Annotated in this window: 23 protein-coding genes; 9 read left to right on the plus strand and 14 right to left on the minus strand. The window is 72.7% G+C overall.

All coding sequences use genetic code 11. From position 1 onward, the window contains the following. Window positions 1-6 precede the first annotated feature (6 nt). Window positions 7-2,124 carry a 1,4-alpha-glucan branching protein GlgB gene (glgB, locus tag ACNTMW_RS00060; RefSeq protein WP_426631194.1) on the plus strand — a complete coding sequence of 706 codons (2,118 nt, stop codon included), beginning with the start codon at window positions 7-9 and terminating at the stop codon, window positions 2,122-2,124. A 3-nt stretch (window positions 2,125-2,127) separates the two neighbouring features. Here glgB and glgA read toward each other — a convergent pair whose 3' ends face one another. Next, entirely contained in the window at window positions 2,128-3,339 is a 1,212-nt protein-coding gene (glgA, locus tag ACNTMW_RS00065; RefSeq protein ID WP_426631195.1) for a glycogen synthase, read from the minus strand. Window positions 3,340-3,410: 71 nt separating this feature from the next. Here glgA and glgC point away from each other — a divergent pair, with 71 nt between their 5' ends. After that, a complete protein-coding gene (gene glgC, locus ACNTMW_RS00070; RefSeq protein ID WP_426631196.1) occupies window positions 3,411-4,643 on the plus strand; it encodes a glucose-1-phosphate adenylyltransferase in 1,233 nt (410 codons plus the stop codon). 16 nt (window positions 4,644-4,659) lie between these two features. On the opposite strand, the gene ACNTMW_RS00075 is transcribed toward glgC, so the two are convergent. The 4 genes from ACNTMW_RS00075 to ACNTMW_RS00090 form a co-directional block, all read right to left on the minus strand. After that, window positions 4,660-5,142, minus strand: coding sequence for a universal stress protein (locus tag ACNTMW_RS00075; RefSeq protein WP_426631197.1), 483 nt, complete (start codon window positions 5,140-5,142; stop codon window positions 4,660-4,662). Between the two features lie 116 nt (window positions 5,143-5,258). Continuing rightward, a complete protein-coding gene (locus ACNTMW_RS00080) occupies window positions 5,259-5,528 on the minus strand; it encodes a DUF1876 domain-containing protein (RefSeq protein ID WP_426631198.1) in 270 nt (89 codons plus the stop codon). A gap of 153 nt (window positions 5,529-5,681) precedes the next feature. Continuing rightward, window positions 5,682-7,109 carry a GAF domain-containing protein gene (locus tag ACNTMW_RS00085; protein ID WP_426631199.1) on the minus strand — a complete coding sequence of 476 codons (1,428 nt, stop codon included), beginning with the start codon at window positions 7,107-7,109 and terminating at the stop codon, window positions 5,682-5,684. A gap of 98 nt (window positions 7,110-7,207) precedes the next feature. Next, window positions 7,208-8,227, minus strand: a complete 1,020-nt coding sequence (locus ACNTMW_RS00090) for a hypothetical protein (RefSeq protein ID WP_426631200.1) — start codon at window positions 8,225-8,227, stop codon at window positions 7,208-7,210. A gap of 249 nt (window positions 8,228-8,476) precedes the next feature. On the opposite strand from ACNTMW_RS00090, the gene ACNTMW_RS00095 reads away from it, so the two are divergent. Both ACNTMW_RS00095 and ACNTMW_RS00100 read left to right on the plus strand, forming a co-directional pair. Then, window positions 8,477-9,364 carry a universal stress protein gene (locus ACNTMW_RS00095; RefSeq protein ID WP_426631201.1) on the plus strand — a complete coding sequence of 296 codons (888 nt, stop codon included), beginning with the start codon at window positions 8,477-8,479 and terminating at the stop codon, window positions 9,362-9,364. After that, window positions 9,361-10,260 carry a universal stress protein gene (locus ACNTMW_RS00100; RefSeq protein WP_426631202.1) on the plus strand — a complete coding sequence of 300 codons (900 nt, stop codon included), beginning with the start codon at window positions 9,361-9,363 and terminating at the stop codon, window positions 10,258-10,260. The genes ACNTMW_RS00095 and ACNTMW_RS00100 overlap by 4 nt, the downstream gene beginning before the upstream one ends. 19 nt (window positions 10,261-10,279) lie before the next feature. Here ACNTMW_RS00100 and ACNTMW_RS00105 read toward each other — a convergent pair whose 3' ends face one another. Beyond that, window positions 10,280-10,741, minus strand: a complete 462-nt coding sequence (locus ACNTMW_RS00105; RefSeq protein WP_426631203.1) for a cyclic nucleotide-binding domain-containing protein — start codon at window positions 10,739-10,741, stop codon at window positions 10,280-10,282. A gap of 29 nt (window positions 10,742-10,770) precedes the next feature. Further along, window positions 10,771-11,466: a CBS domain-containing protein gene (locus tag ACNTMW_RS00110; protein ID WP_426631204.1), complete on the minus strand. Its 696-nt coding sequence runs from the start codon at window positions 11,464-11,466 to the stop codon at window positions 10,771-10,773. 236 nt (window positions 11,467-11,702) lie between these two features. Between ACNTMW_RS00110 and ACNTMW_RS00115 the strand changes: the two genes are divergently transcribed. Then, on the plus strand, window positions 11,703-12,338 hold the full coding sequence (locus ACNTMW_RS00115) for a response regulator (protein ID WP_426631205.1): 636 nt from the start codon (window positions 11,703-11,705) through the stop codon (window positions 12,336-12,338). Between the two features lie 172 nt (window positions 12,339-12,510). Here the strand turns inward: ACNTMW_RS00115 and ACNTMW_RS00120 are convergent, their stop codons facing one another. From ACNTMW_RS00120 to ACNTMW_RS00135, 4 genes are all read right to left on the minus strand, one after another. Continuing rightward, window positions 12,511-12,714, minus strand: coding sequence for a cold-shock protein (locus ACNTMW_RS00120; RefSeq protein ID WP_426631206.1), 204 nt, complete (start codon window positions 12,712-12,714; stop codon window positions 12,511-12,513). A 276-nt stretch (window positions 12,715-12,990) separates the two neighbouring features. Then, window positions 12,991-13,740, minus strand: a complete 750-nt coding sequence (locus tag ACNTMW_RS00125) for a class I SAM-dependent methyltransferase (RefSeq protein WP_426631207.1) — start codon at window positions 13,738-13,740, stop codon at window positions 12,991-12,993. Between the two features lie 169 nt (window positions 13,741-13,909). After that, window positions 13,910-14,077: a hypothetical protein gene (locus ACNTMW_RS00130; RefSeq protein ID WP_426631208.1), complete on the minus strand. Its 168-nt coding sequence runs from the start codon at window positions 14,075-14,077 to the stop codon at window positions 13,910-13,912. Beyond that, window positions 14,074-15,525: an MFS transporter gene (locus ACNTMW_RS00135; RefSeq protein WP_426631209.1), complete on the minus strand. Its 1,452-nt coding sequence runs from the start codon at window positions 15,523-15,525 to the stop codon at window positions 14,074-14,076. The genes ACNTMW_RS00130 and ACNTMW_RS00135 overlap by 4 nt, the downstream gene beginning before the upstream one ends. A gap of 501 nt (window positions 15,526-16,026) precedes the next feature. On the opposite strand from ACNTMW_RS00135, the gene ACNTMW_RS00140 reads away from it, so the two are divergent. Next, window positions 16,027-17,217, plus strand: coding sequence for an IS110 family RNA-guided transposase (locus ACNTMW_RS00140; RefSeq protein ID WP_426631210.1), 1,191 nt, complete (start codon window positions 16,027-16,029; stop codon window positions 17,215-17,217). Window positions 17,218-17,245: 28 nt separating this feature from the next. Continuing rightward, window positions 17,246-17,560 carry a divalent metal cation transporter gene (locus ACNTMW_RS00145; RefSeq protein WP_426631711.1) on the plus strand — a complete coding sequence of 105 codons (315 nt, stop codon included), beginning with the start codon at window positions 17,246-17,248 and terminating at the stop codon, window positions 17,558-17,560. Window positions 17,561-17,842: 282 nt separating this feature from the next. Here the strand turns inward: ACNTMW_RS00145 and ACNTMW_RS00150 are convergent, their stop codons facing one another. Together ACNTMW_RS00150 and ACNTMW_RS00155 are read right to left on the minus strand one after the other, a co-directional pair. Then, a complete protein-coding gene (locus tag ACNTMW_RS00150; RefSeq protein WP_426631211.1) occupies window positions 17,843-18,001 on the minus strand; it encodes a hypothetical protein in 159 nt (52 codons plus the stop codon). Window positions 18,002-18,357: 356 nt separating this feature from the next. Then, window positions 18,358-19,209, minus strand: coding sequence for a Rieske (2Fe-2S) protein (locus ACNTMW_RS00155; RefSeq protein ID WP_426631212.1), 852 nt, complete (start codon window positions 19,207-19,209; stop codon window positions 18,358-18,360). Between the two features lie 116 nt (window positions 19,210-19,325). On the opposite strand from ACNTMW_RS00155, the gene ACNTMW_RS00160 reads away from it, so the two are divergent. Next, entirely contained in the window at window positions 19,326-20,243 is a 918-nt protein-coding gene (locus tag ACNTMW_RS00160; RefSeq protein WP_426631213.1) for a TIGR03619 family F420-dependent LLM class oxidoreductase, read from the plus strand. A 132-nt stretch (window positions 20,244-20,375) separates the two neighbouring features. Continuing rightward, on the plus strand, window positions 20,376-21,818 hold the full coding sequence (locus tag ACNTMW_RS00165; RefSeq protein WP_426631214.1) for an MFS transporter: 1,443 nt from the start codon (window positions 20,376-20,378) through the stop codon (window positions 21,816-21,818). Here ACNTMW_RS00165 and asnB read toward each other — a convergent pair. Beyond that, the gene (gene asnB, locus ACNTMW_RS00170; RefSeq protein WP_426631215.1) at window positions 21,781-23,709 is read right to left on the minus strand and encodes an asparagine synthase (glutamine-hydrolyzing); all 1,929 of its coding nucleotides are present in this window, start codon (window positions 23,707-23,709) and stop codon (window positions 21,781-21,783) included. The genes ACNTMW_RS00165 and asnB overlap by 38 nt on opposite strands. Window positions 23,710-23,941: the final 232 nt, after the last annotated feature.

The raw sequence follows: 23,941 nt of genomic DNA on the forward strand, positions 1-23,941 counted from the left end.
CGTGGAATGGACCAGCTGATCAGCGGTGAGACGCCCGACCCGCACGCCGTGCTCGGCGCGCACCCGACCGACGACCACACCGTGATCCGCACGTTGCGGCGCGGCGCCACCGTCGTCGAACTGGTCGTGGACACCGCGGACGGCGTCACGCGGCACCCGATGAGGCGATGCCACCGCGCGGGGGTCTTCGAGGCCACCGTGCCGGGCTGGGTGCCGGACTACCGGGTCGAGGTCGACGGCGTCGCCCACGACGACCCGTACCGGTACCCTCCCACCCTCGGCGACCTCGACCTGCACCTGATCGGCGAGGGCCGGCACGAGCGCCTGTGGGAGGTGCTCGGCGCGCACCCGAAGGACGGAGGTGTCGCGTTCGCGGTGTGGGCGCCGAACGCCCGCGGGGTCCGCGTGGTCGGCGATTTCACCGGCTGGGGCCCGGACGACGGCTGGCCGATGCGGTCCATGGGCGGCAGCGGCGTCTGGGAGATCTTCGTACCGGAGGCAGCGGTCGGACAGCGGTACAAGTACCGCATCCTGGGGCCTGACGGCGGCTGGCGGGAGAAGGCCGACCCGCTGGCCCAGCGCACCGAGGTGCCGCCGCGCACCGCGTCAGTCATCTGGTCCTCCGACTATGAGTGGAAGGACGCAGACTGGCTCGCCAGGCGGGCGAAGAGCCACCTGCACCAGGAACCGATGAGCATCTACGAGGTGCACCTGGGCTCGTGGCGGCCGGGGCTGTCCTACCCCGAGTTGGCCGACCAGCTCGCCGACTACGTCACCGGGATGGGCTTCACCCACGTCGAGTTCCTGCCGGTGATGGAGCACCCCTTCGGCGGCTCCTGGGGCTACCAGGTCACCGGCTACTACGCGCCCACCGCCCGCTTCGGCGACCCCGACGAGTTCCGGTACCTGGTCGACCGGCTGCACGCCGCCGGTATCGGGGTCATCGTCGACTGGGTGCCGGCGCACTTCCCCAAGGACGAGTGGGCCCTGGCCCGGTTCGACGGCACCCCGCTGTACGAGCACGCCGACCCGCGCCGCGGCGAGCACCCGGACTGGGGCACCTACATCTTCGACTTCGGCCGCCGGGAGGTGCGCAACTTCCTGGTCGCCAACGCGCTGTACTGGTGCGAGGAGTTCCACGTCGACGGGCTGCGGGTGGACGCCGTCGCCTCGATGCTCTACCTGGACTACTCCCGGGATTCCGGCCAGTGGGTACCCAACAGGTTCGGCGGCCGGGAGAACCTCGACGCGATCGAGTTCCTCCAGGAGATGAACGCGACCGTGTACAAGCACCACCCCGGCGTCACGACGATCGCCGAGGAGTCCACCGCCTGGCCGGGCGTGACCCGGCCGACCCACCTGCAGGGGCTGGGGTTCGGGCTCAAGTGGAACATGGGCTGGATGAACGACACCCTGTCGTACCTGGCCAAGGACCCGGTCCACCGGCAGTGGCACCACCACCAGATGACGTTCTCGACCGTCTACGCCTGGAGCGAGAACTACGTCCTGCCGATCAGCCACGACGAGGTGGTGCACGGGAAGGGGTCGCTGGTCGGCAAGATGCCCGGCGACCTGTGGCAGAAGCTGGCCAACACCCGCGCCCTGCTGGCCTTCATGTGGGCGCACCCCGGCAAGCAACTGCTGTTCATGGGTTCCGAACTCGGCGACGACCGGGAGTGGAGCGAGGAGCGGGGGCTGGACTGGGGCCTGCTCGACGACCCCGCCCGCGCCGGCATTCAGCGGTTGGTCCGCGACCTCAACACCGTCTACCGCGCCACGCCGGCACTGTGGACACAGGACACCAGCCCCACCGGGTTCCGCTGGATCAGCGCGGAGGACTCGGCGAACAACGTGTTCTCGTTCGTGCGGCTCGCCCCGGACGGGTCGCCGCTGGTATGCGTGGTCAACTTCGCGGCGGCGCCGCACGAGGGCTACCGCATCGGGCTGCCCCGCGCGGGCTCCTGGGCGGAGGTCGTCAACACCGACGCCGACGTGTACGGCGGATCCGGGGTGGGCAACCTCGGCCGGGTCGAGGCGGAGGCCGTACCGTGGCACAACCTGCCGGCCTCGGCGTCGCTGCGGCTGCCGCCGCTCGGCGCGCTGTGGCTGCGCCCCGCCGAATAGCCGTCAGCGGTTGACGACCGAGCGATACACCTCCATGGTCCGCTCGGCGATGGACGCCCAGGAGAAGTGCTCGACGGCCCGGCGGCGGCCGGCCCGCCCCATCTCGGCGGCCCGCTCCGGGTCGGCGAGCAGCCGGTTGATCGCCTCGGCCAGCCCGGCGACGAAGTCCTCCGGGTGCACCGGGGTGCCGTCGGCGGCCTGTTCTATCGCGACCAGCAGCCCGGTGACGCCGTCGGAGACCACCTCCGGGATACCGCCGGTCGCGGTGGCCACGACGGCGGTCTCGCACGCCATCGCCTCCAGATTGACGATGCCCATCGGCTCGTAGATCGACGGGCAGACGAACACGGTGGCGTGCGTGAGGACTCCGATGACCTCGTCCTTGGGCAGCATCGCCTGTACCCAGACCACGCCCTCGCGCCGTCCGCGCAGCTCGGCGACGAGCTGCTCCACCTCGGCGAGGATCTCAGGCGTGTCGGGGGCGCCGGCCAGCAGGACCAGCTGCGCGTCCGGGGGCAGCGACCGCGCCGCGCGCAGCAGGTACGGCAGGCCCTTCTGGCGGGTGATCCGGCCGACGTAGACCACGCTGGGCTTGCCCGGGTCGATCCCGAGCCGCTCCAGCACGTCGGTGGCCCGGTCCGGGGAGTACTCCTGCGTGTCGATGCCGTTGTGCACGACGCGGACCTTTCCCGGGTCCACCGCCGGGTAGGCGGCCAGCACGTCGCGCTTCATGCCCTCGGACACGGCGATCACCGCGTCGGCGGCCTCGATCGCGGTGCGTTCGACCCACGACGACAGCGCGTACCCGCCGCCGAGCTGCTCGGCCTTCCACGGCCGCAGCGGCTCCAGACTGTGCGTGGTGACCACGTGCGGCACCCCGTACAGCAGCTTGGCCACGTGCCCGCCGAGGTTGGCGTACCAGGTGTGACTGTGCACGACGTCGGCGCCGGCGCACCCGGCCGCCATCTCCAGGTCGACGCCCATCGTGCGCAGCGCCGGGTTGGCGCCGGCCAGGCCGGGCGGATCGACGTACGCCGTGACGCCGCCCTCGTGGCGGGGGGCACCGAAGCAGTGCACCCGCAGATCGGCGAGGCGACGCAGCTCGCGGGCGAGGTACTCGACGTGGACGCCGGCGCCGCCGTAGACCTCCGGCGGGTACTCCCGGGTCAGGAGATCCACCCGTAGCCGGCCGGCCCGCGCTGATGTGTCGGTCACCACCGCACCATAGCCTGACAACCGTCCCTGTCGGCTGGTGCCCGGCCACTTTGATCGTTAACGTCGGACGTATGGCTGCGAAAGTCCTCGCTATCGTCCTCGCCGGCGGCGAAGGCAAGCGTCTGATGCCGCTGACCGCAGACCGGGCGAAGCCCGCCGTACCGTTCGGCGGCATCTACCGCATGGTCGATTTCGCGCTGTCCAACCTCGTGAACGGCGGCTACCTGCAGATCGTCGTGCTCACCCAGTACAAGTCCCACTCGCTGGACCGGCACATCACCCGGACCTGGCGGATGTCGAACCTGCTGGGCAACTACGTCACCCCGGTACCCGCGCAGCAACGGCTCGGGCCGCGCTGGTTCGCCGGCTCCGCCGACGCGATCTACCAGAACCTCAACCTCATCTACGACGAGTGCCCGGACTACGTGATCGTGTTCGGCGCCGACCACATCTATCGGATGGACCCGCGGCAGATGCTCGAGGCGCACATCGCCTCCGGCGCCGGAGTCACCGTGGCGGCGATCCGCCAGCCGCTGTCGATGGCCGACCAGCTCGGCGTCATCGACGTGGCCTCCGACGGCCGGCGGATCCGGGCGTTCCGCGAGAAGCCCACGGACGCCCAGGGGCTGCCCGACTCCCCCGACAAGGTCTACGCGTCCATGGGCAACTACGTCTTCACCCGGCAGGCGTTGATCGACGCGCTCACCCGGGACGCCCAGGATCTCAGCAGCAAGCACGACATGGGCGGCAACATCATCCCGATGTTCGTGGAGCGCGGCGACGCCAACGTGTACGACTTCCGCGACAACCATGTGCCCGGCAGCACCGACCGGGACCGGGGCTACTGGCGGGACGTGGGGACGCTGGACTCCTTCTACGACGCGCACATGGATCTGATCGCGATCCATCCGGTGTTCAACCTTTACAACTACGAGTGGCCCATCTACACCGAGAACCGGCCCTGGCCGCCGGCGAAGTTCGTGCACGGCTGGCAGGAGCGGCTGGGGCGGGCAATCGGCTCCATGGTGTCCCCCGGCGCGGTCATCTCCGGCTCGCTGGTGGAGAACTCGATCGTGTCCCCGAACGTGCACGTGCACTCCTGGGCGCACGTCGAGGGGGCGGTGTTGATGGAGGGGGTCGACGTGGGCCGGCACGCCGTGATCCGCAACGCGATCATCGACAAGAACGTCGTGATCCCCGAGGGTTTCGAGATCGGTGTCGACCTGGAGCGCGACCGCAGCCGGTTCACGGTCTCCGACAACGGCATCGTGGTCATCGGCAAGGGCCAGACCGTCAAGGAGTGACCGTGCGGCCCGGCCGTCACCCCCGCCGGGGCCGTTCCGGCGGGGGTACCAGCAGCACCAGGCAGTCGGCGTGGACCGCGACGTCCTGGCTGACCTTGCCGAGCATGAGCGCCGGCATCGAATCGTCGTTGCGGGTACCGAGGACGATCATCGTGCCGCCGTCCGCGGCGGCGGCCAGCAGGTTCGTGGCCGGGTCGCCGCGGCGGACCTCGTAGTCGACCTCGACGCCCGGGGCGACGACGGCGGCGACCTGTTCGACCTGCCACTGCACCCGCCGCCGGACGGCGACCGCGTCGGCCGTGCCCGCCGCCGGCTGCTCGCGCAGGGGCACCTCGGGCTCCGTGTCCTCCAGCACGCCGAACAGGCCCAGCGCGCGCACGACGTGCAGGCGCGCCCCGCTGTACGCGGCCTGGCGCAGCGCCGCGGTCAGCACGTTCCGGTCGTGCGGGTACCCGCCGAGCCCGACGACGATCGAGGCCTGTGCCGGTGTGCGGTCCATCGCCCCTCCCTCGTCTCCACCGTTCCCGGAGCGGGCGGGGGGATACAGGGACCAAGGTCCCGCTGCCATGGGCCGGTCAGGTAGGAACGGTCACCGCCGGGCCGCGTCCGGCGCGGTCACCGCTGTAGACGTACCGGCTCGTGGGTCACCGCCTCGATGTCGTTGGCCGCCGCCACGAGCAGGCGCTGCCCGAGGTCGCACAGGGCCCGCGCGGCGGCCAGCTCGTCACCGATCTCCGGGATGTCCCGGTCGGCCGGGTTCAGCTTGGCCCGGCCGACGCCGACCAGCCGGGTGTCCTCGCCGCTCTGTAGGGATGCTTCGGCGTAGGTGCGCCCCTTGTCATCGTTGACGATGACGTCCACCGTCCACCGCTTCACCGTAACCATGATCTACCTCCCGGCGGCCGGGCCGCCATCTCCTCGGCGGCCTGCTGCCGCCGACTTCTCCAAGCTCCACCGTGGAGCGGGCCGGTCGGACCGTGCCGGGCCGAGCGTCCCGTTCCGGTCTTCGGATGCGACGTGCCCACGGCGATCCGCTCCTCACGACGTACGCAGCGCGAACACGGTCGCCCGAATGTCGCTGATGATGTCGTCGATGTCCTCCACCCGGTCGGTGATGAGCCGCTTCACCTCGGCGTCGCCGACCCGTACCGCGATCGCCTGGATCGACAGGCCGAGGGCGAACAGCCGCTGGATCACGCTGTGCTGCAGGTCCGCGCCGATCCGCTCGCGGTCTTCCAACAGCTGCAACCGCTCGTGGTCCCGGCGCGTCTCGGCCAGCTCCAGCGCCAGCGCGGCCTGCGTGGCGAAGCTGCCGATCATGTCCAGGTCGGAGCGGTCGAAGGTGCACTTCACCCGGGACTTCGACACGACCAGCACCCCGATGACGCCCTGGTCGCTGGCGATCGGGGCGACCACCGTCGGGCCGATCTCGACCGGGCGGCCCTCGGTCGGCCGGACCCGCGGATCGGTGCCCAGGTCGGCCACCAGTACCGGTCGCCGCCCGGCCATCGCGATCGCCGACGCCGACCCCTCCCGGAGGAACATCGCGCCCTCCCACGAGGCGTACCTGCCCTCGGCCACCGCGACCCGGAGCAGGGCGGGGTCGTCGGTGGGTACGGTCACGCCGGCGGCGTCCGCGCCACTGGCGCACCGGGCGTGCCGCACCATCTGCCGCAGCGTCTGGGCCGGGTCGGTACCGGTCAGCAACTGGGTGGTGATCTCGACCAGGGCGGCCTGCCACTGCTGCCGGCGCCGGCTCTCGGCGAACAGGTTGGCGTTCTCGATGGCGACCCCGGCCGCCGCGGCCAGCGCTCCGACCAGGTCCTCGTCCTCGGCGGTGAACTCGTCGGCATCCTGTTTGTCCGCCAGGTACAGGACTCCGAACACGCGGTCACGGACCCGCAGCGGCACGCCGAGGAACGAGCGCATCGGCGGATGGCCCTCGGGAAACCCGGCCGCACGGGCATGCTCGGCGAGGTCGCTCAACCGCAGCCGCAGCGGCTGGTCGATCAGCTGTCCCAGCAGTCCCCTGCCTTCCGGGAGGTGACCGATCCGCTCAGCGGTCGCGCGGTCCACGCCGGCATGGACGAACCGGACCAGGCGGCCGTCCTGGACCATCCCGACAGCGGCGTAGCGGGCGCGTACCAGCCCGCGCGCGGCGTCCGCGAGCCGGCGCAGCACGTCCTCCAGGTCGACGCTGTGGGCCACCGCCACGGTCGCCCGCAACAGGCAGCGCAGCCGAGCCTGGGCGCCCTGCCCGCCGTGGACCCTGGCCGCCAACCGGTCCACCAGCTCGTCCGGTTCCAGTCCGGCCACCTGGAGGAACGCCGGGCCACCGGCGCCCGTGCCCCCAGCGGCCGTCTCCGGTCCGCCGGCGGACACGCCCGGACAGCCCGGCACGGCGGTCAGGGCGGCCTCGGGCGGCCCTCGGCGGCGGTCAGCAGGGGGCGGGCGGTCCCCGTTCACGTAGGCCACCCCCCTCCGGTCGACCCACGGCTGAGTGGCAGCTACCTCCTCCACTGTTCACCCTGGCCCCCCACCGCGGCCACTACCAGGCCGGACGGTCACGCCAACGCGTACAGCACCTCGGCGGCGCCCGGGTCCGGACTCTCGACCACGGCGTCGGTGCCGCCGGGCCGGTGGCCGTCGCTCGCCGCCACGTCCAGCGCCGTGCCCGCCGCCACGTCCAGTGCCGTGCCCGCCGCCACGTCCAGCGCCGTGCCCGCCAGCCAGGCGTCGACGGCCAGCAGCGCCGCCGCGCCGACCGCGGTGTCCGGCCCGCATCCCCGGGCGGCCAGCAGCTCCGCGCCGTCGGTGCGCAGCCGCGCCCACCACCGCGCCTCGGCCCGCCACAGCTGCTCCGGGTCGCCCACCCCGCGCAGGGCCCAGGCAGCCTCCGGGACGGCCATTGGCAACTCCGCCACGCACGCCGCCCGGGACCAGCCCGGGCCGAGGACGTGGTCGACCCGCACCGCGAGCGGCGTGGACAGCCGCTCGGCCCGGACCGTCGGGTCACGGGCGACGAGCAGGGCGACGGCGCCGGCGGCCCACGGCCGGGCCGGCACCACGCCGGCCGCCACCCGCTCGGCCCACCGCAACCGCAGGCCCAGCGAGATGTCGTGCGGGCGGATCCCGCCCGGGTCTCCCCAGGCCGAGTCGGCGAGCGCGGCCAGCAGCCGGGGCAGGGAGTTCGTGCGGGCGAGCCGCGGCCAGGCGGTGGCGAGGGTGCCGAGCCGGAACGGCGCCCAGGCCGGCTGGTCGGCCCCGGTCAGGTCCCGGACCCGGTCGTCGACGTTGGCCAGCTCGAACCACCCGGCCAGCAGCCGCAGCACACGTACCCCGTCACCCGGCAACCAGCCGGCGAGCACCCGCAGGTGCCACAGCAGGGTCTCGGCGATGCCGCGGCGCGCGACGGCCGGCGAGTCGGTGGCGCGCACGAACCGCCCGTAGGGCGAGCACGCCAGCGCCCGTACCGCCTCGGCCGGTGACGAGCTCGCCGCCAGCTCCCGCGCGCCCGCTGCGCCCAATCGGCGGGTGGGCAGCACCCTCGCCAGCGCACTACCGGCAAACCAGCGGGCGCTCATTGCTCCGCCTCCGTACCCATCCGCTCAGCCCTCCCCGAGGCCTCACCTTCCCAGGGTGCGCCGCACCGCCATACGGGTACAGGGACATACCGACCGCCCCGGTCGGGACCTTCGCCCCGGCCGGCGGTGGTCGTCCGCCCGGTACGGTGACCAACGACCGCCCCGGTCGGGTCCAACGGCACGGTCGCCCGCGTCGCGCCGGGTGGACGCTGAGTGGTGCGGGAACTCCCCGGTACCTGAGGGGGCTACATGCCGACAGCGAAGATCGTCGTGGGGGTCGACGGTTCTCCGCCGAGTGTCCGGGCTCTGTGCTGGGCGGCACGGGAGGCCCAACGCCGCGGCGCTTCGCTCGGTGTCCTGGTGGCGTACAACTGCCGGACCCCGGCCGCGCGCCTGCCGATCGACGCCGCCTTCGAGGAGTACGTGCGTGACCTCGCGATGGCGGTCGTCGACGCGGCGTGCGGGGAGGCGCGCAGTATCGCCCCGCAGGCCGACGTCGGCGGTACGGCGAGGTGCGGTGACCCCGCTCAGGTCCTGGTCGACGCCGCCGACGGCGCGCAGATGCTGGTGGTCGGTTCCCGGGGCGGCGGCGGGTTCGCGAAACTGTTGGCCGGGTCGGTGAGCGTGCAGGTCGCCACCCGGGCGCCGTGTCCGGTGGCGGTGGTCCGGGGTCGCGACGACAACGAGAGCGACCCGGTGGTCGTCGGCGTGGACGGTTCCGCGTCGTCCGACGTCGCCACCGGAGTCGCGTTCGAGGAGGCAGCCCGGCGCGACTGCCCGCTGCTGGCCGTCCTGGCCTACAACCTCTCCATGCCGCTGTGGGCCATGGGGCCGCCCCCGGTGGCGTACGACATCACCGAGATCCAGGTCGAGTTGCAGGCCGCGCTGGTCGGCCACGTCGCCGCATGGCGCGACCGGTTCCCCGACGTACCCGCCGAGTACGTCATCGGGCGGGGCAGCCCCGGCGCGGTGCTGGCGGGATGGTCCCGGCACGCGCAACTGGCGGTCGTCGGCAGTCGCGGGCGCGGCGGGACTCCGCCGGGTCCGCTGATCGGCTCGGTCGGCCTGCAGATGATCCATCACGCCGAGTGCCCGGTACTGATCGCCCGCTTCCCTGACGGGCGGCCGCTGCCATGACCACGCCGCCCGACCGGCCGGTCGTCGTGGGGGTGGACGGCTCCCTGGCCTCGTACACCGCGGTCGGCTGGGGCGTCGCCGAGGCGTGGCGGCGCGGGACGGCGCTACGCCTGGTCCACGTCGTCGAACGGGCGGCCGGTGCGGACGACCCGTACCGGCCGACGGTCGGGTGCGGGCCGGCCGGCGCGGCCGACGAGATCGCCGACAACGCGGCCGCGTACGCCCTCGGCTGCCTCACCGACCTCGACGTGAGCGCCGCGACCCGCTCCGGTCGGGTGGACGACTGCCTGGTCGACGAGTCCCGCCGGGCCGCCGTCGTCGTGCTCGGCAGCCGGCCGTGCGGCGCCCTGCGCCGGCTGTTCAACGGCTCGCCCGGGGCCCGGGTGGCCGCGCACGCCCGCTGCCCGCTGGTCGTGGTCCGGCCACGCCGGGAACCGGTCGGCGACCTCGTCGATCCGCGTCACGGAGTCGGCCGGGTCGTCGTCGGGGTGGACGGCGGTGACCCGTCCCGCGCGGCCCTGAGGTTCGCCTTCGAGGAGGCGGCGCTGCGCGGCGTCGGCCTCACCGCGGTGCACACGTGGTACTACCCGCTCGCGACGAGCAGCGGTGACCTGATCATCGCCGGTTTCGAGCGGCTCGACCCACGCCTGGACGGAAACGAGGTGCTCGACGAGGCGCTCACGCCGCTGCGGGAGCGCTATCCGCGGGTACCGGTGCGGCCGCTTTCCGTACCGGCCGTCTCCCCGGCCGCCGCGCTGCTGCACGAGTCGGGCGGAGCGGAACTGCTGGTCGTCGGCTCGCGCGGCCGGAGCGGCTTCGCGGCGCTCCTGCTCGGATCGGTCAGCCAGGCGGCGATCCACCACGCGGCCTGCCCGGTGGCGGTGATCCACCACTGATGCCGCCGGAGCAGGTCCGCTACGACCGCACCGCGTCCGGGTCGAGCAGGCGCATCCGGGTGGCCTGCAACCGGTCCACGACCACCTGCATGAACCGCCGGGTCAACTGGTAGCCGACCTCGTGGTCGGCGTCGCAGAGCCGGCGCACCTCGAACGCGTCCAGGCGCAGCGCGAACGTCGTCTCGACCGCGTACGCGCCGAAGTGCCAGCGGTACGGCGGAAACAGCCAGGACCAGCCGAGCACCGCGCCGGGGCCCAGCGTCTCCACGACCACCTCGCCCCGGCCGGGTACGGCGGTGACCAGGTCGACGTGGCCCCGGTTGATCAGCCAGAACCGGTCGGCGCGGCCGCCTTCGGGAAACACCCGGCCGCCGGCCGGCAGCACGGCCCGACTGGCCGCGTACGACAACTGGCGCAGGTGTTTCTCCGACAGCCCGGCCAGGAACGGCTGGGCGGCCAACAGGTCGTACGCGGTCTCCATGACGTGCCCTCTCCCCGCCCGGCCGGTGCTCACACACCGGACTCGAAGACGTACCGGCTGTCCCGGCCGACCCGGTCGTCGACGCGGTAGGCCAGCCGGTCGACCACGTCGACCACGCCGGGTACCGTGCGGGTCAGCCGGACGGCGAGTCGGGCGGTACTGTGCCGCTCGACCGCACCGGCCAGCGTCACGACACCGTCGGTGACCTCGACCCGGACCTGGGCGGGCCCGAGCCCCAGCGCCCTGTCGACGACCTCGGCCGCCACGTCGTCGGCGATGGCCGCGTCCGGCCGCAGGTACACCCGCAGCAGGTCCCGCCGGGTGACGATCCCGGCGAGTCGGCCGCCGCCGCCGACCACCGGCAGGCGCTTGACCGACTCGCGCTCCATCGTCCGCGCCGCCTCGGCGATCGTGGCGTCCGGGTCGATGGTCCGGGCCGGGGCGCTCATCAGTTCCGCGGCGGTACAGCCGGCGGCCTTGGCCCGCGCCGCCCGGTGCCCGGTGCCGATGAGCCGCCGTGCCCGGGGGTCGTCTCCGGCGTACTCCAGCTTCGGCAGCAGATCGGCCTCGGACACCACGCCGACCACCCGGTCCTCGTCGTCGAGTACCGGCACGGCACTCACGCCGTACCCGGCGAGCGCGTCCACGATCTCCTTGTAGTCGGCCCGCTGCCGCACGGCCACCACCATGCTGGTCATGACGTCCCGTACCTTGGTCAGCTCCACCGCCGGCACCTCGAATCCTGTCCACTGTGGCCAGCCGGCCCGAGGGGCCGGTGCCCGGGCCTCGGTCCCGCCACGGCGGTGCCCGGGTTCGTGCTCGCGTCACGGTCGGTGTCGTGACGTCGACGCTGGGTCTACTGTGCGTCCGGCGGCGCGTCCCGGCGCAGGGCCATTGGGCCTGGTGTCGGCGGGACCGCGGTCCCTACCGCGGCCGCCACGCGGGCCGGTAGAACCGGGACGTGATCCGGGTGTATCTTCTCGACGACCACGAGGTCGTCCGGCGCGGCCTGCACGACCTGCTCGAAGCCGAGGACGACATCGAGGTCGTCGGCGAGTCCGCCTCCGCCGTCGACGCCGCGCACCGCATCCCCGCCCTGCGCCCCGACGTCGCCGTCCTCGACGCCCGGCTACCCGACGGCAGCGGCATCGACGTCTGCCGCGACGTCCGCTCGGTCGACCCCGCCATCCAGGCACTCATCCTGACCTCGTACGAAGACGACGAGGCCCTGTTCGCCGCGATCATGGCCGGCGCCGCCGGGTACGTCCTCAAACAGATCCGGGGCACCGACCTCGTCGACGCCGTGCGCCGGGTCGCCGCCGGCCAGTCCCTGCTCGACCCGGCCGTCACCGCCCGGGTCCTGGAGCGCATCCGCCGCGGCCCGGAGCAGCCCGACGAACTGCGCAACCTCACCGACCAGGAACGACGCATCCTGAGCCTGGTCGCCGAGGGGCTGACCAACCGGGAGATCGCCCAGCGGATGTTCCTGTCGGAGAAGACGGTCAAGAACTACGTGTCCAGCCTGCTGGCCAAGCTCGGCCTGGAACGGCGCACCCAGGCCGCCGTGTTCGCCGCCCGGCTGCTCGACCGGCGTTGACCGCGCCGCTTCGGACCGACCAGGGGACCCGCCTCCGCCGCCGAGGTAACGCCACCGGCGGACGTGGATAACGAGGCGGATCGAAATGCGGCGGACCGGGCCGGTCGGGACGCGCCGGTTGTGCCGGTCAACCACCCCGGCACAACCGATCTTCCCGCTGGCGACTACCGATTCAGATGGGGCGAACCTGCTCCGCCTGGGGACCCTTCTGGCCCTGCGTGACCTCGAACTCGACCCGCTGGTTCTCCTCGAGCGAGCGGTAACCGCTGGACTGGATGGCGGAGAAGTGAACGAAAACGTCGGGGCCGCCCCCGTCCTGGCTGATAAAGCCGAACCCCTTGTCGGCGTTGAACCACTTCACCGTGCCCTGTGCCATTGCCGTTCTCCCTTGTCAGGCCCGATGACCTGCGAATGCAGATCTGGAGCCGCTCTGGCCTGCGGCCCCACACCGCCCGACCGCCGCCCCGGTGACGCGGGCGCCATCGGGACAGCCCGCCGGTGCGGGATGGGCCGGCTGGTACGAGCCGTCCGTCTACCCAGATTTTCGGAGTACACGCGTGGGCTGATCGCACGCGTGGCGGGTGCCGACCCGCACTGCCAGATCGGTCGATCTGACTCAACCACGTCTCCCGACCGCGCGCACCCGATTCGCTCAAGATCTCGGCGTGGATGCGGGCGGCGCCGGCGGCGCACCGCGCGGCCGGGGCCGCGGCCGGAGGACGTGCACCCGGGTGATCTCGGCGTCCTCCGGCGGCCCGATCCGCGACACCGGGTAGCTCGCGACGATCTCCAGCCGGTGGTGCGGCAGGTACGCGCGGCCGGGGTCGCCGACCAGGACCAGCGCGCCCCGGGCCGCGACCCGCTCGATGAACGCCATGACCCGGTCGGCCAGCGGGCGGGAGTAGAAGACGTCTCCGGCGAGCACCACGTCGGCGCCGTCGGCGTCGCCCGCGAGCAGATCACCCCGGTACCCGTGGACGACCACGCCGTTGGCCCGGGCGTTCAGCGTCAGCGCGGCCAGGGCGTACGGGTCGATGTCGTTGGCGGTCACGGACGCCGCGCCGGCGAGGGCCGCCGAGATGGCCACGATCCCGCCGCCGGAGGCCAGGTCGAGCACCCTGCGCCCGGTGACCACGTCCGGGTGGTCGAGGACGTACCGCGCGACGGCCTGACCGCCGGCCCAGGCGGAGGCCCAGAACGGCGGTGCCACCGCGGTTCCCGTCTCGGCCTGCAGCCGCGCCTCCCAGACGATGGGGTCCACGGCGAGATGGAGCCGCACCTCGGGTACGAACGGCACGTCGGCCAGGCGCAGCCGGTCGAACCCGGCGGCACCGGCGGTGGCCGGGTCGTCCCGGAGGGTGCGTTCCAGATGCGACAGCTCGGACTCCGCGCCGTTCGTCACCCGCCAAGCATGGCTCAGGTAGGCCCCGGCCGTGTGACCACGGGCCGCATATCGGCCCGGAATCCCGTGATCACGGGATTCCCGGCGCCCCGACGTATGAGTGGGGCGTGGCTGCCTTCCCCTGGCCTCCACGCCCTCCCTGTAGTTGTACGCCCCGGAATCGCCGCTGTCAGCCCGCGCCGGGAAGTTTCGTCACCAGGTGGTCCAGTTCGGCCAGGTCCCCACTGCCGAGATCGCGTACCGGCTCCGGCGGCCGGGTGCGGATCCGCTCGGCCAGCTCCGCCGCTTCGGCGCCGGCAGCCAGCGCACACAGCGCCCTGACCCGCACGGACCTCATGCCGAGCGTGCACCGACCGGGGTCGCGGCGCGGACCGGGGCGATGCGCGCGGCGGTGTCGGCCGCGGTCCGCCTCGCCCAGCGCCCGGTGGTGACGAGACCGAGGACGAACACGGACACCCCGCAGCCCACGACGATCCACCATCCCACGTGACTGGCCGGCGCGAAGTGGGTCGCCATCGACCCGTGTACGCCCGAGGTCACCACCGACCCGATGACCGCGACTCCGAGCGACTGGCCGACCTGGCGGCTGGTCGAGGCGATCGCCGCCGCGACACCCGCCTGCGACCGGGGCATGCCGGAGACCGCGGTGTTGGTGATCGGGGCGTTGACCATGCCGAAGCCGAACCCGAACCCGGCGTAACTCGCGATCAGCCAGGCCGGCGACGTGTGCGCGGACAGCAGGGTGAACGGCAGGATGCTCAGGGCCATCGCGGCGCCCGCGAGCAGCAGCGGCAGGCGCGGCCCGAGGCTGCCGACCAGCCGGCCCGACAGCGGCGCGAACACCACGGTCATCGCCGCCATCGGCAGTGTGTACAGGCCGGCGTGCAGCGCCGACAGCCCGCGCACCTCCTGCAGGTACAGCGTGTTGAGCAGCAGGAACCCGCCCAGCGCGCCGAACGCGCTGACCGCGATCACGGTCGCGCCGGAGAACGGGGCGCTGCGGAAGAACCGGAGGTCCAGCAGCGGCTCCCGGCGGCGCGACTCGTAGCCGAGCAGGCCGGCGAGAGCGGCGGCCGCGAGCGTGAAGAACCCGAGGATCTCCCGCGACGACCAGCCGGCGTTCGGCCCCTCGATGATGGCGTAGGTCAACGACGCCAGCACGGTCAGGACGAGCGCCTGGCCCAGCGGGTCGACCCGGCGCGGGTGCGGCGCCCGCGACTCCGGCACGTATCGCGCGGTCAACAGCAGAGCCAGCAGCCCGACCGGGATGTTGATCCAGAAGATCGATCGCCACCCGGTCGACGCGACCAGCATGCCACCGACGACCGGACCGAGGGCCATGCTGATGCCGACGACACCGCCCCAGACGCCGATCGCACGGGCGCGCTCCCTCGGGTCGGTGAACGTGTTCGTGATGATCGACATCGCCACCGGGTTGAGCATGGACCCGCCGACCGCCTGCACCATCCGGGCCGCGACGAGCCAGCCCAGGCTCGGTGCGAGGCTGCACAGCAGTGAGCCGACGATGAACACGACCAGGCCCGTCTGGAACGTCCGACGCCGGCCGACACGGTCCGCCGTCGAACCGGCCAGGATCAGCAGGCTGGCCAGGACGAGCGTGTACGCGTCGACGGTCCACTGCAGGCCGGACATCGACGTGTGCAGCTCACGGCCGATGGACGGCAGTGCCACGTTCACAATCGTGTTGTCCAGCCCCACGATCAACAGACTCATGCAGCAGATGAACAGGACGAGCAACCGCCCGCGGCGATCGAGTTCAGGCACGCGGAACTCCGGATACTTGCGCGGACATAACTATTAGCATCGCATAACTAACTTCTTTCCTCCCGGCGGGTTACCGGAGCGACCTCCGGCCCATCGGTCGAGCGACCTCCTACCCATCGATCGTCAATACTTTTCCCTGCTCGGGTACGCCGGGATCGTGAGTGATGATCGACAATCCGCCGGGGTCCTGGGCGCGTCGTCGGCCGGCGACACACCGTCGGCCGGTCAGGCCAGCAGCCACGTCGACCTGGGGATACTGCCCCGTTACCTTTTTGATCGTCCCCAGCCGGGGACTGCTCGGTCGCTCGGCCCGGTATGACTTACTGCCCCTGTAGCACCGATGATCCGGGGGGTGTTGTCGCCGGGCCGGGTGGCGTCGGCGGACCGCTGATAGGGACACGGCCTCCCGGGCGTCGGGACAGGTCTCTTCGTAACGTGGCTGCTGGCAGTCCGACGCTCACACCGGTGGCCGAGAGTTGGTGCGCAGCAAGGAGGCGAGGCGTGCACGGCGACTACGACGTCTTCCTCGGCTTGGACGTCGGCAAGGGCAAGCATCACGCGGTCGGGCTGGCCCGAGATGGCAGGCGGCTGCACGACGCCCCGTTGCCCAACACCGAGACCGGACTGCGCAGACTGTTGGACAAGCTCGCCCGCCACGGCACGATCCTGGCGGTGGTCGATCAGCCCGCCTCCATCGGCGCGCTGCCGGTGGCGGTCGCCCGCGCCGGCGGCCATCAGGTGGCCTACCTGCCCGGCCTGGCCATGCGCCGGCTGGCCGACCTGCACCCGGGCAAGGCCAAGACCGACGCCCGCGACGCGTTCGTCATCGCCGACGCCGCCCGCACCTTGCCCCACACCCTGCGCCGGGTCGACACCGGCGACGAGACCCTAGCCGAGCTGGAAATGCTGGTCGGCTACGACGACGACCTCGCCGGCGAGGCCACCCGCACCTCCAACCGCATCCGCGGCCTGCTCACCCAGATCCACCCCGCCCTCGAACGCGTCCTCGGCCCGAAAGTGACCCATCCCGCCGTGCTGGAACTCCTCACGCGCTGCGGCGGCCCGGCCGGACTGCGCCAGGCCGGACGCAGCAAACTCGTCGAAATCGCCAAAGCCCGCGCGCCACGCATGGGCGAACGCCTCGTCGACGCCGTGCTGGCCGCCCTCGACGAGCAGACCGTCACCGTCCCCGGCACCACCGCGGGCGAAACGATCCTGCCCCGCCTGGCCGACTCCCTGCGCGACATCATGCACCACCGCGACCAGATCGCCGCCGAGGTGGAAAGGATGCTCGATGCACACCCTCTTGCCGGGGTCCTGACCTCGATGCCCGGCATCGGCGTCAGGACCGGCGCCCGCATCCTGCTCGAAGTCGGCGACGGCACGTCCTTCGCCACTCCGGGACACCTGGCCGCCTACGCCGGGCTGGCCCCGACCACCCGCCAGTCCGGCAGCTCGGTGCGCGGTGAACACCCACCCAAGGGCGGCAACAAACAGCTCAAACGCGCGTTCTTCCTGGCCGCGTTCGCCGCCCTGGCCAACCCCGAGTCCCGGGCCTACTACGACCGCAAACGCGCCCAAGGCAAGAAACACAACGCCGCCCTCATCTGCCTGGCCCGACGCCGCATCGACGTCCTACACGCCATGCTCCGCGACAAGACCACCTACCAGCCCCGCCCCGTCGCCGCTTGACCAAACCCATAGGGACACCCCCCGCGTGATGTTCTCGATCATCGTCGCGACCGCCAGTACGCTGCACGCCGACGGGCACCACGACCTCAACAGCGTCGCCGACGCGGCGAGGGCCCTCGGCCCCGCGGCCGGGCGATGGGCCGGGCGATGGGCCGGGCCACTGTTCGCCCTCGGGTTCATCGGCTCCGGCATGCTCGCCATCCCGGTCCTCGCCGGCTCCGGGTCGCCGGCCTGGCCGGCCCGCTCGGCAAGAAGTTCGGGTTCTCCCGGTCGCCCCGCCAGGCGCTCGTCTGCTACGGCCTGGTCACCCTGGGCACGGTCGGCGGCACGGCGCTGCCCCTGACCGGCGTGGACCCGGTCCAACTGCCCGTCATCAGCGCCTTCAGCAACGGCGTCGCTGCCGCGCCGTTCCTGGTCCCGGCGATGCTCATCGCCGGCGACCGCACGACCATGGGCTAGCACGCCAACGGACGGCTCGCCGCCACGGTCCGCCGACTCACCGCCGCCGTCATGGCGCGCACCGCCGCCGTCATGGCTCTCGCCGCCGCCGTCATGGCGCGCACCGCCGTGGTCAGCTTGACCGTCCGTTGAGGACGGCCGGCGCCGGGCTCACCCCGCCGGAGCGTCAGGTGGCCAGCCGGGTGAAGAAGTCGCCGAAGCCCTTGCCGATGTTGACGACCAGCGCCCCCAGCGACTCGGTGACCTTGGCGGCGGTGCCCGGGTTGAAGGCGACGAAGAGCACGACGAACGCGATGACAATCCAGGTGAGTGCTTTCTTGGCCATCTCCGGCTCCCCTCCCCACGGCCCGGTTGGCACCCTGCCGCAAGCCCGCTCGTCACATCGATTCGACTGGTGTGGATCGGCGGTCCGACGGACCGCCGATACGGTCGGACGGCCGGGCAGCAATCCCGGCCGCACCCTCATACGGCCGCATGGGCGGCCATTCCCACGGCATCCGAAAGAACGCGGCGCCCCCGCGCGGCACGCCGGCCCCCATCACCGGTTCCGTCGCCGGCCGTCACCCCCGCCGGCACGCCGGTGACGGCCGGACGGCGTCACCGGCGGTGTGGACCCATTGTCGGCTCGCGCGGCGCGGCGCGCGAATCGTGGCCCCTCACCGGTGCCGCGCCAGCGGGAACTCAGGTGGGCGACGCCTCCAGATGGCCGTCGACGATCCGGGTACGCAGCGTGATCTGGTCGTTGGCGGCCGGGCCATGGACGACCACGCCGTCGGTCAGCCGGTACGTGCTGCCGTGCCACGGGCACACCACGCACGGGTAGCCGCCCTCCTCGACGATCTCACCGTCGCTGAGCGGGCCGTTGTGGTGGGCGCAGCGCTCCAGCATGACGGTGAACCGGTCGGCCTGCCGGTACACCAGCACCCCCGTGCCACCGAGCTTGCGGACGGCGAGTTGGCCATCGGCGAACTCGTCGACCGGACCGACCCGTTGCCAGGTTCCCCGCATCAGCCACAGCCCCGGTACGGCCTGGTTGACCCCGGCGCCGAGGGCGTACGACAGGTGCCCGCCGAGGTAGGCGCCCGCCCCGGCCACCGCGAGGCCCAGGTACCCGAGGCCGCGACCGGCGCCGTACCGGCCACGCAGCCGCGCGGCCAGCGACGCGCCGTACAGGCCCAGCGCGACGGTGTTCGCGACGGCGTGGACGAAGCCGACCCGGCGCTGCTCACGCGACAGCGAGGCCCAGTCGTTCGCTCCGGCCATCGCCGCGGGCAGGGCACTGGCGGTACCGACCGCGACGAGCGTGGTGGCGGCGGTCTCCTGGCCGGGTAACGCGTCCAGAACGGCGGCGCCCATCCAGGCACCCACCGGTACGGGCACCAGCGCCGGGTGCAGGGGGTGACCCAGCCACACCCCGTGCAGCGCATCGCGTACCCGCTGCGAGCCGAACGCGACGCGCACCAGCTTCCGGGTCCGGTCGGCGATGTCATCGAGGGCGGTCAGCCGCTCCAGCCTGGCCACGAGTCTGCCCATGCCGCCGTGATGCCCGAAGCGGCCGCGGCCAAACCGATCATCCGACGCCCCGGGCGTCACCGGCGATCGGGTGCATCAGCAGGACCCGCACCGGCCGATCGCCTACGGTGGACGGCATGCGGATCGGATTCGGGCTGCCGGTGGCCGGCGCGTGGGCCGCGGCGGACACCATCGCCCGGTTCGCCGCACGGGCCGAGCAGCTGGGCTACCGGTCACTGTGGACCTTCCAGCGGCTGCTGGTCGGCGCCGACCAGGATCTGGCCCCGGTGTACCGGAGCGTGCTGGATCCGTTGGTGTCGCTGTCGTACGCGGCCGCGCACACCACGCGGATCCGGCTCTGCGTGGCGGTGGTCAACGCCCCGTTCGTCCCGCCGGTGTACCTCGCCAAGCAGGCGGCGACCCTCGACCTCATCTCCGGCGGCCGGCTCGACCTCGGTCTCGGTGCCGGCTGGTCACCGGTGGAGTTCGCCGCCACCGGTACGTCGATGGAGCGGCGCGGTGCCCGGGTCGAGGAGTACCTCGCGGTACTGCGCACCCTGTGGGCCGACGAGGTGAGCCGGTTCGACGGGGAGTTCTACACCGTCCCGCCCAGCCGGTTCGCGCCCAAGCCGGTCCAGCGGCCGGGCCCGCCGGTGCTGCTCGGCGGCGGTACCCGTGGCGCGCTGCGCCGGGCCGTGCGGTCCGCCGACGGCTGGGTCAGCGGCAGCACCGCCGACCTGGCCCGGATCGCCGAGAGCGTCGCCGTGGTCCGCGAGGCGGCGCGGGAGGCCGGCCGGGACCCGGCGACGGTCCGCGTGGTGTCCCGTGGCGTGGTACGGGTCGGCGAGCCGGCCACCGGCGACGGACGCCAGCCACTGTCCGGGTCGTACGAGCAGATCCGCGCCGATGTCGACCGCCTCGGCGACGCGGGCGTCACCGAGGTGTTCTACGACCTGAACTGGGACCCGCTGGTCGGCTCGCCGGACGTCGATCGGGAGTCGGCGGTGCGCCGGGCTGAGGAGATCATGGAGGCGCTGGCACCGGCCGTCGGCTGAGCAGCGCCGGGGCGCTGGCCGTCGACCGACCGCACGCCGGGCGCCGACCGGCCGTCGTTTGCCGTGACCGCTGCGGGGTACGCCGGTACGGGTGGTGGGAACCACCGCCCGTACCGGCGGGCAAGGGAGTCGATGAGTACTGGCGCCTCGGCCGACGAGGCCGAACGTCGGCGCTGGCGCGCGTTCTCCGTCTGCCTGGTCACGGCGTTCATGACGCTGCTCGATGTGAGCATCGTGAACGTCGCGCTGCCGTCGATCCGCTCCGGCCTGCACGCCACCGAGAGCGACCTGCAGTGGGTGCTGTCGGGGTACGCGCTGACCTTCGGGCTGGCGCTGGTGCCGGCCGGTCGCTACGGCGACGCCCGCGGCCGCCGTGACGTGTTCATCGCCGGGCTGGCCGTGTTCACCCTGTCCAGTGCGGCCGCCGGGTTGGCCCGGGACGCCGGGTTCCTGGTCGCCGCCCGACTGGTTCAGGGCGCGGCCGCCGGGGTCGTCAACCCGCAGGTGGTCGCGCTGATCCAGGACCTGTTCCCGCCGGCCGAGCGGGGCCGGCCCTTCGGGTTGCTGGGCGCCACCGTCGGTATCTCCACCGCGGTCGGCCCGCTGCTGGGCGGCATACTGATCGCGCTCGGCGGCGCGAGCGAGGGCTGGCGGTGGGTGTTCTACGTCAACGTCCCGGTCGGCGTCGCCGCCATCGTCCTGGGCTGGCGGCTGATCCCGGCGCACCCGCGCGGGGGGCGCCGATCCGAGAGCCTCGACCCGGTGGGGGTGGCGCTGCTCGGCACCGGCGTCGTGCTGGTGCTGTTGCCACTGGTACAGGAGCGGCAGTGGCACGGCCGGGCGAAGTGGCTGCTGCTGGTGGTCGCGGCGGTGGTACTGGCGGGCTTCGCCGGCTGGGAGCGGCGGTACGCCCGGCACAGCGATCCGCTCGTCGACCTCGACCTGTTCCGGCTGCGCTCGTACACCCTCGGCGCGCTGATCGGCCTGCTCTACTTCGCCGGATTCACCGCGATCTTCTTCATCTACACGCTGTATCTGCAGAGCGGCCTGCGCTACAGCGCGCTGCTCGCCGGCCTGGCGATGACGCCGTTCGCCCTCGGCTCGGCCGGGTCCGCGGCGGTCGGGGGCCGGATCGTCAACCGGTACGGCCGCCCCCTGGTGGCCATCGGGCTCGGGATGGTCGCGGCCGGTCTCGCCGCCACCGTCCTCGCGGTACACGTCGCGCCGGGGCGCGCCGCGCCGCTCGCGACCGCCGCTCCCCTGCTGCTCGCCGGCCTGGGCAGCGGCCTGGTCATCACCCCCAACCAGACGATCACCCTGTCGCAGGTACCGCCCAGCAAGGGTGGCAGTGCGGGCGGGGTGATCCAGACCGGGCAGCGGGTCGGCGCCGCCATCGGGATCGCGACCGTCGGTTCGGTCTTCTTCGCCGACCTGGCCGCCACCGGCGGCCACTGGGCCCGGGCGTTCCGGCTGGCTCTGCTCGTGGCGATCGCGCTGATCGTGGTCGCGCTCGCCACGGCGCTCGCCGACGTGTTCGTCAGCCGGCGACCCCGACCCGGATCGGCACCCCGGTGACCGCGAGCCGGACCGGGTAGCGGCGCAGCCACCGGTCGAGGCCGAGCGCGAGCTCGACGACGCGGCGGGCGGCGCCGAAGCCGGTACTGTCGGTCGGTGCGTCCAGCAGCTCGTGCACCCGCGTGCGGTTGAGCAGCCCGGCCACCGGGGCCAGCGGGTCGTCGACCACGTTGGCGAGCTGCTGGCGCAGGACCCGCTCGTACCGGGGATCCTGGGTCGACGGGTACGGGCTCTTGCGCCGCTGCAGCACGGACGCGGGCAGCAGGTCGGCGACGGCCGCGCGGAGCAGGCTCTTCTCCCGGCCGTCGAAGGTCTTCATCGACCATGGGGTGTTGTAGACGTAGTCGACCAGGCGGTGGTCGCAGAACGGTACCCGCACCTCGAGGCCGTGGGCCATGCTCATCCGGTCCTTGCGGTCGAGCAGGATCTGCACGAACCGGGTCAGGTGCAGGTACGACACCTCGCGCATGCGACGTTCCCGGGCATCCTCGCCGGGCAGGTGGTCCACCTCGGCCAGCGCCTGCCGGTACGCGCGGTCGCGGTACGCGCCGAGGTCGAGCGCGGCGACCAGGTCGGGGTCGAGCAGGTCGGTGGCCGCGCCACCGGCCGCGGTGGGATCGCCGGCGATCCGGTCGCGCAGCGCGGCCAGCCAGGGGAACGTGTCGGTGCCGACCGCCCGCTCGTCGTGGAACCAGGCGTACCCGCCGAACACCTCGTCGGCGGACTCCCCGGACAGTGCGACGGTGGAGTGCTGCCGGACCGCCCGGAACAGCAGGTACAGCGACGTGTACATGTCGCCGAGGGCATTGGGTTGGTCGCTGGCGTGCAGGACGCCGGTCCGGTAGAGCGGGTCGGTCAGCGCGGCCGTGTCGAGGACGATGTCGGTGTGCGCCGCGCCCACGTGCGCGGCGACCTCGTGCACGTACGGGGTGTCGGGTGTACCGCGCAGGTCGTCGGGGCGGAAGTGCTCGGTCTGTCCGACGAAGTCGACCGCGAACGAGCGGACCGGCCCGCCTCCGCTCCGACGCAACGCGGCGGCGGCCAGGGCGGTGATCGCCGACGAGTCCAGGCCGCCGGAGAGCAGCGTGCACAGCGGCACGTCGGTGATCAGCTGCCGGGCGACGATGTCTTCGAGGAGTTCGCGCACGGTGTGCACGGTCGTGTCCAGGTCGTCGCGGTGCGGCCGGGCGGTCAGGCCCCAGTACCGGCGCTCGCGGGCGCCGTGGGCGTCGACGACGACCAGGTGGCCCGGGCGCACCTCGTGGACGCCCCGGTAGATGCCGTGCCCGGGCGTCTTGACGAACGACAGCAGTTCGCGCAGGCCGTCGGTGTCGACGACGGCGTCGACCTCCGGGTGGGCCAGGATGCCCTTGGGTTCGGAGGCGAACAGCACCCCGTCACGGGTGGGGTGGTAGTAGAGCGGTTTGATCCCCATCCGGTCGCGGACCAGGAGGAGCCGCTGCCGGTGGGCGTCCCACAGGCCGAAGGCGAACATGCCGTTGAGCCGGTCGACGAACCGGTCGCCCCACTGCAGGTACGCCCGCAGCACCACCTCGGTGTCGCTGGAGGTGCGGAAGTCGTGCCCGTGGCCGCGCAGTTCCGCACGCAGCTCGCGGAAGTTGTACACCTCGCCGCTGTAGGTGAGCACCGCGCGTACCGGTCCGGCGCGGCCGGTCTCCTCACGGGTGACCGCGCCCTGCCCGCGGGTGGCCCCGGCGAAGCCGGTGGTGCCGTCGTGCTCCACGGTCATCGGCTGGGCACCGCCGGGCAGGTCGATGATCGCCAGCCGGCGGTGGCCCAGCGCGACGTGCTCGTCGGCCCACAGGCCCTCGGCGTCCGGTCCACGCAGCGACATGGTCGCCGTCATGGTCCGCAGGGCGGCCTGCTCCATGGCCAACGAACGGTGGAAGTCGACCCAACCAACGATGCCGCACATCTCGAACGCCCCAGATCGCCCAGATTACCGGAGGAAAGAGAAGAAGATCGCTTTCCCTGCATACCAGCCGGGCAGATCAATTAGCAATGCTAAGCGTGGTGTCGGGACCCGCCGGCTGCGCAATGCGGCAATACCCGGCGTCGCGGCGGCCAGACGCCCTCCCCCGCCACAACTTCCGGGATGTCGT

This window comes from Planosporangium spinosum (assembly GCF_049999945.1).
GTDB lineage: Bacteria > Actinomycetota > Actinomycetes > Mycobacteriales > Micromonosporaceae > Planosporangium > Planosporangium spinosum.